5 protein-coding genes are annotated in these 9,052 nt (G+C 69.7%); 1 reads left to right on the top strand and 4 read right to left on the bottom strand.

Annotated features, from left to right (window positions below):
- The 3 genes from AB0D12_RS13030 to AB0D12_RS13020 form a co-directional block, all read right to left on the bottom strand.
- Positions 1-356 (bottom strand): carboxyl transferase domain-containing protein (locus tag AB0D12_RS13030; protein WP_362680551.1); only part of this gene is annotated, 356 nt, incomplete at its 3' end.
- A gap of 154 nt (positions 357-510) precedes the next feature.
- Positions 511-2,829 carry a polysaccharide lyase 8 family protein gene (locus tag AB0D12_RS13025; protein WP_362680548.1) on the bottom strand — a complete coding sequence of 773 codons (2,319 nt, stop codon included), beginning with the start codon at positions 2,827-2,829 and terminating at the stop codon, positions 511-513.
- Positions 2,830-3,087: 258 nt separating this feature from the next.
- The gene (locus AB0D12_RS13020; protein ID WP_362680545.1) at positions 3,088-6,975 is read right to left on the bottom strand and encodes an endo-alpha-N-acetylgalactosaminidase family protein; all 3,888 of its coding nucleotides are present in this window, start codon (positions 6,973-6,975) and stop codon (positions 3,088-3,090) included.
- A 234-nt stretch (positions 6,976-7,209) separates the two neighbouring features.
- On the opposite strand from AB0D12_RS13020, the gene AB0D12_RS13015 reads away from it, so the two are divergent.
- A complete protein-coding gene (locus AB0D12_RS13015) occupies positions 7,210-8,421 on the top strand; it encodes a glycoside hydrolase family 64 protein (RefSeq protein ID WP_362680594.1) in 1,212 nt (403 codons plus the stop codon).
- A gap of 117 nt (positions 8,422-8,538) precedes the next feature.
- Here the strand turns inward: AB0D12_RS13015 and AB0D12_RS13010 are convergent, their stop codons facing one another.
- Positions 8,539-9,051: a hypothetical protein gene (locus AB0D12_RS13010; protein ID WP_362680542.1), complete on the bottom strand. Its 513-nt coding sequence runs from the start codon at positions 9,049-9,051 to the stop codon at positions 8,539-8,541.
- Between the last annotated feature and the right edge of the window lies 1 nt (position 9,052).

Below are 9,052 nucleotides of genomic sequence, written 5' to 3'. Positions count from 1 at the left end.
GTGGCGTGGGCCTCGCCCAGCGCGCCACCGAAGATCCGGAAGTCGTGCGCGTAGACAAAGACCGTCCGGCCCTCGACCGTGCCCCAGCCGGTGATGACACCGTCGGTGTACGGCTTCTTGGCCTCCAGGCCGAAGCCGGTCGCCCGGTGCCGGCGCAGCTGCTCGACCTCCCTGAACGAACCCTCGTCCAGCAACAGCGCGATCCGCTCACGGGCGGTCAGCTTGCCCTTGGCATGCTGCGCCTGGGTGGCACGCTCACTCGGCCCGCTCCGGGCCTGCTCGCGCAGATCGTGCAGCTCGGCCACACGCCCACGCGCGTCGCTCGGCTCGCTGGAGGTCTCGTCCAAAACGGTCATGCATCGACCCTACGGATCCGACCAAGAAAACCCTGCCGTCGACTCCGTACAGTCTCCGGAGCCATCTCCTGTTGGCCTTGAACAGAACCATTTCGCACTGCAGCCCAAGTACCAGCTCAGGGCCACCAAGCTTTGTGGAGGTTCAACAAGCCGTTCACCTGAGAGCCACCTCACAGTGCTGGGTGACTCCGGCGGTCCCGGCAGCGATCCGCAGCCGCAGCGACCGGCCGGCGGCGAGCACTTCGACGGACGCGTCCTTGCTGGTCACCTTGCGCACGGGATGATTCCAGGTGATCTCCACGGTCGCTCCGGTACGCGGCGGCGCACTGATGTGGAGGGTTGCGGTGTGGCGATTACTCCGTACGAGGGCACTCGCCTCGGCCGTTGAGGTGAGCCGGCCCACCGTACCGGGCTGCCAGAAGTTCGCCGCAGTCAGTCCCAGGGAGCGGACGGACACGGCCTGGCATGCCCTGGTGTTGGCGAGGATCTCCAGCCAGTGCTTGTCCCGGGCGCGGGCGGCGAGGGTGCGGCGGCTCGCGCCGGGCATCAGCAGATACACGTACGACGCGTCTGCCGGATCGGTGCCGTGGTCGAGCCAGAGGGTCTGGTAGCGGCGGGTGACGCGCTCGCTGGAGCTGGTGGTGTTGATGTCGCTCCAGGCGCCGGTCCGGTCCTCGCGCAGGGTGCGCAGCGGCTCCGTACCGTCCGGGAAGATCCATCCGCCGTGGCCTTCGAGGTGTGCCCAGCCGCGCCCGGCCGTGAAGTCGTTCGTACCGTCGGCGCCGAGATTGCGGTTGTCCACGACCGTCTCGACGGGCACGCCGTCGGTGCTCGAGATGCCCGCGCCGAGGCAGACGACCGCGTCGGCGGCGCAGAACCAGGACTTACGGGCCTGCAGGGTGGAGCCGAGGCCGAGCAGATGCTGACCGACGGCCGCGAACTCGCCGTCGCTCGCGCCGCCCACCCATTTCGCGGCGGGCTTGGGCTCGCCCCACTCGCCGCCCGCCCGGTCGGCAAGTCGCTTGGTCGACACGGTCGTTCCGGGCAGCCGGTAAGGGTCGACTGTGGGCCAGAACCAGTTGGTGTACTGGTCCCCCGCCGCCTCGCCCGGCCACCAGTAGAGCATTCCGGCGCCGGTGTGCCAGCCCCGCGGATTCTCGCCGTTGCCGCACTCGTAGTACGCGATCCGCTCCGAGGCCATGGAGATGTTCGCGGCCCAGCCGGGCCGCCGGTGCACGGCACGGTCCATCGCGGCGAAGAGCTGATGGCCAACCGGCTCGGGCGCGGCGGGCACGGGTGCGGCGGCGGCCGCGTGGAGCCGGGAGAGGTCGGCGACGCCGAACTGCCGGCCGGTGAGGATCGGCGTGGTGGTGTCCCGTTCGATCCAGCCCTTGATCCGGGCGTGCCAGCGGTCCCGCTCGGCGGCGGAGGCGCCGCCCGCGAGGAGCGCGATGGCGGCGATCAGCCCCTGCCCGTGGAAGTGGTCGCTGCGCATGATCCTGCGCTCATCGCTCTTGAGGTAACCCCGGCTGATGGCACGGCCATTGACGCTGTCCATCATCAGCCCGTTGTAGATCAGTGGCGCGTACGCGTGCTCGACGCCGTCCAGGATGATCTGCCGGTTCGGGTCGGTGACGGCCCAGGTCGAGCCCGCGAGCAGTGCGAAGAGGCGGCCGAGGCCGTCGAGCATCACCTGTCCGTACGTCCCGGAGTAGGCGACCCAGGTGTGCTGGACGAACGAGCCGTCGGCGTAGAGGCCGTCGCCCTTGGTGACGTAAGGAAAGACGGGTGAGAGGGCGTCGCGGGCCAGCGCGATCTTCCCGGGGGCCCTGCCGAGGACGCCGCGCAGGGTGACGGAGCGGCAGAGGTCGACGCGGTTGGCGCCGGTGGATGTGCCGGTGTAGTCGCCGAGCACGGCGTCGGGGATGAAGTGGTCGACGGCGGCGAAGGCCTGCGCCCGCTGCGACTCGGTGAGCTGGTCGAGGAGGACGGCGACAATGTCCATGAGGAGGCGGGGGCTGCCGATCTGCCACTCCCACCAGTTGCCGTAGCGGGTGGTGGAGGGGTTGTAGATCCTCGCGGCGAGATGGTCGAGCCCGCGGATGATGTCGGCGAGGAACCCGGCGTCGCCGGTGAGGCCGGTGCCCTGCTGCGCGTACGCCTGAGTCATGGTCCACAGGCGGCTGTAGCTCTGGGTGATGCCGGAGGGCGGGTCGAAGCGGTAGCCGGGCCAGAGCGAGGTGCCGGTGGGGGCCATCGAGGCGCGGAATCCGGCAGCGAGCCTCCCGGTCTCGGCGAGGCAGGAGGCGTACGGCTCGGCGGTCGGGTCGTAGCCGGTGCCGAGGCCGATCTCCAGCCAGCGCAGCCGCAGGGTCTCGTACTCGTCGTCGTACTCGTCGTCGTACTCGACGGCCATCGCAGGTCCCGGAGAGGTGAAGGCAAGAGCGCTTGCTCCGGCGGTGGCGAGAAACATTCGGCGGGACCATGCGAGCGGCAGCGGCACGAGAGCCTCCGGAGCGGAAGTGGCGTAGACCGGTTGCCCGTTGGTCTAGCACGCACTTCTCCACGCGTTCAATGGGCATGACAGGAGATGTGGAAAGCGCTTGCCCCTCGGTTTCCGTATTCCACACGAGGGACAAGCGCCGCTCAAGGGACACGCCGGGGCTCCGCGCGGGAACCCGCGCCTCAATCGCCGGCGAGCCTGAAGGATCCAGCCCGCGGTGCGCCTCAGTTACCTACCGCACCGGAAGCGCGCACTCCCCCAGTCGGCGTGGTCATTGCCGTTCCCGTCGCCGCCGTCGCCGACGACCAGGTCGGCATAGGACGCGCCGGTGAGGTCCGCGGTGAGCGACCAGGCGGCGTCGGCGGCCTTCAGGACCGGCGACTTCGCCTTCTCGGCGCCGTCGGCAAACACGCTGAACTGCACGCTGCCGCGCGCCGTCTGGACGTCGTCCACACCCACCTCCGCGGTGAAGGAGGTGCACTTCCCGCCCAGGTAGTAGCGGACCTTCGCCGGGGCGTGCGAGCCGAGGCCCTTGGCGTACGCCACTCCACCGATCCTCAGCGGGCTGCCGTCGCCCGTCCCCGTCTCACCGTTGGACAGATCGCGCTCGACCGGTCCCCAGCCGTTCTCTGTGGCGGTCCAGTCGATGTCGCTCGCCCAGACATCCGCGGTGGGCGGCGGCGGAAGGGTGCGTACAGACGTCTCCGCGCCGAGCTTCCGCGCCGTACCGCCGACCGTGTACGAAGCCCGCGAACTGAACGTGTACGTCTGGTACTTGGCGTCCGCCGGCGGTGTGACCTGCCAGCTGCCGGTGGCCTTGGCCCCGGGCGCCACCGAGCCGGCGGAGACCGGGCCCGCGGGCTCGGCCGTCCAGCCCTCGGGCAGTGCGAGACTCAGTGCGACACCGGTCGCGGGCTGCGCCTCGTAGTTGGTGAACGTGGCCTTGACCTGGTTCTTCCGGCCGGGTTCCAGCGTCTCGGCGGCCGGTTCGACGGTGAGCGTCCCGCACGCCGCCTGCTCGGCGGCCGGACCGAGGTCGGTCACGGTGAAGCCGTCGAGAACGAAGTCCGCACCGTCCGGGGCGTCGCCGCGCTTGCGGAGCCCGGTCCAGGTGTCGCCACAGCCCGCCGTGACGGTCTCGGCGAAGTGGCCCGTGCCCTTCCCCCGGCTACCGCTGGGAGGTGCCCCCTGCTGTCCGATCGGCGTACGGCGGGTCTCGACGGAGGCCGGGACCCCGTCGGCGCCGATCCGGTCGTAGCCGGTGACCCACTCGTACGCGCCCGCCTGGCTCGACTGGTAGTCGTACTCCACCCGGTAGCTGTGCCCGTTCTTCATCGGCACGGTCCAGGGCGCGGTGCGGTAGACGAGACCGGCGTTCTCCTCGTGGGACTTGAGGGACTCTGCGCCGCTCAGCACGTCGTCGACGAGCTTTCCGTTCCAGCCGGCCTGGGTGTACGGCGCGTGCTTCTGCGCGATATGTGTGCGCGGGTCGGTGACGCCGCCCGCGTCGCCTTTGAGGAAGGGGCCCCAGCCCTGGTCGACAGCCTCGAAGTCCTCGTACACGACCGTGCCCGGTCTGGCCGCCGGAGCGTTCCTGACCACGCGTACGTCGTCGACACGAACGGTCGCCGTACTGCCGCCCGCCGCCTCAATCCTGAGAGTGGCGGCAGAACCGCGCGGCGCGGTGAAGTTCACCTTGGCGCACTGGAAGTAGGTGCCGTGCCGGTCGGAGGCGGCGACCTGGTCCTTCGCGGTCGAGCGTTCGACGGCCACGGACGCGCCACCGGCGGCCAGGGTCGTACGGCGCTCCTTGCCCGGCTGGACCTCGATCCAGGCGGACGCGGTGTAGCGGGCGCCCGGCGTGAGTCCGGTCAGCCGCTGGGAGACGGAGGCAGTGCCGCTGCCGCTCAGTACGCCGCTGTTGCGGCCCTGGTCGTCGGTGTGGCGGGCGACCGTGCCCCGCTTGGTCCAGGCGGCCGTCCCGGCGTCGTTGAAGCCGGGGTCGGCGACCGCGCCGCCCTGGCCCCACTGCGGGTCCCGCGGGGCGGGCGCGCGGTCCGGGTAGAGGACGTACGGCTGTCCGGCGGCCGCGGTCAGCGTGATCCGGCCGTCCACGGGCCGTACGGTGCCGGCCTTTACGCGCCCGTTGTCGGTCAGCTTGTACACGGTGTACGACGCCGCGCCAGTCACGGCCCAACTGCTAATGCCACCGGCCTTGTTGTAATGGTACAGCTTCTTGCCGCCGTCCCACGGCAGCAGATAGCGGTCGCCGTCCAGGACCTTGCGGCCGTGGTCGTAGAACATGCGGCGGCCGTCCTCGACCGTGCCGCGCAGGCCGCCCGTGAAGGCCAGGTCATTGCCGGTCCAGCGGGTGATCCGCTCATGCTGGAGGTACTTGGCGGGCAGATCGCGCTGCCAGACATTGCCGTAGAAGGCGTTCCAGTCGGTCTCGCCGGTCCAGCCCTCGAAGTCCTCGAGGGCCGTCTGGCCCAGGACCGGATGGTTGTTCCAGACGTCCTTCTCACCGTTGCGGATGAACCGGATGATCTGCGAGTTGAGGCCCTTGTTGGTGGGCCCGCCGTAGTCCAGGTCATTGGCCCAGTGCGACCAGAGCGAGGCCCGCTCGAACTTGTCGGCCCACTCGGTGCCGACGTTCCAGCCCTGCGCCTGCACGGCCTGCATCGTCCTGTCGGCGATCCAGCCGTGCGTGTAGTAGACGTCGATGTAGAGGAAGGAGAGATTGCGGTCGGTCTCGTCCCTCAACTGCTGGAATCTGCACGCCAGATCACCGCTGTTGATGTCCCGGCGCTGGTCGATGTAGTAGCTCTGGTTCAGCCAGTTCCAGCCGGGCTTGGTCTTGTCGACGAGGCTCTCGCTGAAGTGGTGCGCCTCGGGGTACGACTCGGTGGCGTTCACATGCACGCCGAAGGTCGCGCCCCACTTCTTGCCGTCCTTGAGCAGCGTATTGAGGTCCGTGAGGCCGCCGGCGCGCTTGTTGTAGTTGCCGCCGTAGTCCGGGTGCGCCGAGTCATGGCCCTCGGAGCCGTACCCCTTGAGTACCGCCAGCTGCCCCAGCCCGTCCGTGGCGAGCGAGATCCGCTTGACGTCGTCGAGGGTCCGCAGGAAAGGGTGCGTGGCCTGGCTGGCGAAGTTGAAGGGGATATGCGTGATCACGCGGTCGGGCGTCTGCCCGCTGCCCGGCACCTTGACCCCGATCGCGCGGAAGGCGACCGCGCCGTCCTGCCAGTCGACCTTGTGGTCGCCGTTGGCGTCGGGCGTGACGACGACCCTCGCCCAGGGGAGGTCCTTGCCGCTCTCCGGGCGCGCAGCGCCACTCCCCCGGTACGTCCACTGTCCGGACCAGACGCCGACGCGCGTGCTGCCGTCGGCTGCCTTGCGGGCCTGGTGCCAGAAGCGGGCGTCGTCGCCACCGGTCGCGCCGCTCGGCTTGTCGTAGCTGGAGTTGGACTCGACGGCCGCGGCCAGCCGTCCCGTGTTGACCAGTGCGTACGAGGCCCCGACCGGTGCGGGGTCCGGCGCCGTCTCCGCCGTCACCTTGCCGAAGACGTCGGCGGTCCTCGTCGAGTCCGGGTCGAGCCGGGTGAAGGCGGTCTCGGCGCCGGCATCCGTACTGCCGACCGAGACCAGATCATGGCCGGGGATGTCCATGGTGCCGACGCGGAAGGCCTCGGTGTCCCGGACGGCCGTGACCTTGAAGGCAGTGGTCCGGCCGGAGACGGAGAGCGTCGCGTCGATCTCGACGCCGGGCAGCTCGGCGAAGGCGAGGGTGTACGCGGCGCTCGACGCCGTGGCGGCGGGCTCGCCCTTCAGCCGCACGGTGTACGCGTTGCCGTTGAGGGTGACCGCGGTCACCGGAGCCGTACTCCCGAGTAGCTCGGCTCCGCCGGCACGGTCGGTGTACGAGACCACTCTCGGGAAGTCCTTGGCGACGGCGACCGAGAGCTGGGCGGAGCCGATGACGACGGGGGCTTCGTCCTCGGCTGCGGCCGTCGCCGCCGCGGGGACAGCGGCGGCCGGGAGTGCGGGCCCGGCCAGGGCGAACACGGCGGATGAGGCGGCGACGAGCGCGCACGCCGGACGGAGTCTTCGTGGCATGGGGACTGCGTAGTCCTCCGCTCTCACGACCGTCAACGAAGTCGTGCGCCGAGGCGACCAGTAGTCCAACAACCCCGGCGCGTAAGTCCAAGTCGCCCACGGCAGCGTCAACTTATGAATCGGCCAAGATTTTGAGAGCGCTCTCAGTCACAACTATTGACGCCCGTCCCGGCCATGGCGAGAGTGGTGGACACCCCCCACGAGTACAGGAGTTCATCCGTGATATCCCGCCGAATGTTCCTTTCCGGCACCGCGGCTGCCGCGACAGCGCTCACCTACCCCACCTGGGGAAGCGCTCTCAGCCCGCACGCCAAGGCCGCGCCCCCCACCTGCGAACTGGCCCTGGAGAACAAGTCGTTGCCCGGCACGGTCAACGCGTACGTCACCGGCCATGAGCAGGGCACCGGACGCTGGGTGCTGCTCCGTCCGGGCGGCGGCGTCTACTACCCCGAGTCCCCGTCCGCGCCGCAGACCCCGCTCCCCGTCGACTGCGCCATCCCGCTGCGCGCGGCCGGCGCGGGCCCGGTGGTGCTGACCCTGCCGCAGATGTTCGGCGCCCGCGTCTACTTCGTACGCGACAACAAGCTGAACTTCTTCGTCAACCCCGGCCCCGCCCTGGTCGAGCCGGCCTTCGCGACCCCCGCCGACGCCAACTACGGCCGCACCTGGTCCTTCGCGGAGTTCACTTTCAACCCGACGCAGCTGTACGCCAACATCAGCTATGTCGACCTGGTGACCGCACTCCCGATCGGTCTCACGCTGACCGGCGACGCCACCCACAAGGTCGCGGCTCTCCCGAACGGCGCGCTGCAGAAGATCGCCGACGGCCTTGTCGCCCAGGCGGGCCGCGACGGCCAGCCCTGGGACAAGCTGGTCATCCGCGGCTCCGGCGGCCAGGTGCTGCGGGTGATCTCACCGCAGAACCTGATGGCTCCGTACTTCGACCGCCCGGCGGAGATGCCCTTCCGGAACGTCTTCGACAACTACATCAACCAGGTCTGGCAGAAGTACCGCTCGACCGATCTGCGGATCGACCTGCAGGGCGGGCGGGGCGTACGCACCGGGCGCGTCAACGGCGACGTCATGACGTTCACCGGCGGCCACACCTTCGCCAAGCCGACCTCGAAGGACATCTTCACCTGCAATCACGGCCCGTTCGCCAACAACCCCGGTGACCCGGACGACAAGAAGGGCCTGTTGGCCAGGCTCGCCGCGGGCTTCAACCGGACGACCCTGCTGACCCACCCCGACCAGCCGAACAGCGCTACCTCGGCCGACTACTACCGGGACCCGGCCACCAACCACTGGTCGCGCGTGCTGCACGCCAACACCCCGATCGGCTACGCCTTCCCGTACGACGACGTCCGTCCGGACGGCCAGCCGGATGTCTCCGGCGCGGCGTTCGACGGCAACCCGCGGCGCTTCACGCTGACGGTCGGTTCCTGACGACTCGGGTCCTCGTCGGGGCTCCGCCCCGAACCCCGCGCCTCAATCGCCGGCGGGGTGCGGGTGTCCGGCCGCCATGGGGGGGCGGCCGGACACCTGTCCGGGCGAAGCCCCAGTTCAGCAGCCGCCGCAGTTGTAGTAGATGACGTCCCAGTGGCTGCCCTCGTCCGCGTAGACGTTCCCGGAGCCGGACCTCCACTGCGGGGCGCCGTCACCAGGACGCGCGCCGATGTAGCTGAAGGTGTTCTTGATGTAGTTCGTGACGCAGGTCGACTTGGCGTAGTCGAGCTTGTAGCCGTTCCAGTGCGAGTACGTACCACCCGCATGCCCGGTCTCGGTGCCGCCGGTGATGTTGAGCGCACAGCCGGTCGCGCTCTTGAGGGTCTGCGCTCCCTTCGCGGTCGCGAGGTTGAGCTGCTCGAAGGATGTACACGTCGGATTGTTGCGGTCGGAGCAGCCGCCGGACGAGGACCAGGTGATCCCGGACGAGCGGAACATCGAGGTCGCCGTGGCATGGCTGATCTTGGTGGCGGCGTTCGCTTCGGTCGCGCCGCTGATGACACCGAATCCGGGCGCGAAGAGCGCACCTGAGACGAGCGCGAGTGCGCTCAGAGCGGAGCGGACTTTCATG

This window comes from Streptomyces sp. NPDC048479, assembly GCF_040651435.1.
GTDB lineage: Bacteria > Actinomycetota > Actinomycetes > Streptomycetales > Streptomycetaceae > Streptomyces.
Note: the sequence above shows the minus strand (reverse complement) of the source record. Positions and strands in the feature narration are given on the sequence as shown.

Excerpts from the sequence above, each read along its gene's own strand:
- AB0D12_RS13025 (WP_362680548.1), bottom strand. The coding sequence starts at position 2,829 with ATGTTTCTCGCCACCGCCGGAGCAAGCGCTCTTGCCTTCACCTCTCCG.
- AB0D12_RS13020 (WP_362680545.1), bottom strand. The coding sequence starts at position 6,975 with ATGCCACGAAGACTCCGTCCGGCGTGCGCGCTCGTCGCCGCCTCATCC.
- AB0D12_RS13015 (WP_362680594.1), top strand. The coding sequence starts at position 7,210 with ATGTTCCTTTCCGGCACCGCGGCTGCCGCGACAGCGCTCACCTACCCC.
- AB0D12_RS13010 (WP_362680542.1), bottom strand. The coding sequence starts at position 9,051 with ATGAAAGTCCGCTCCGCTCTGAGCGCACTCGCGCTCGTCTCAGGTGCG.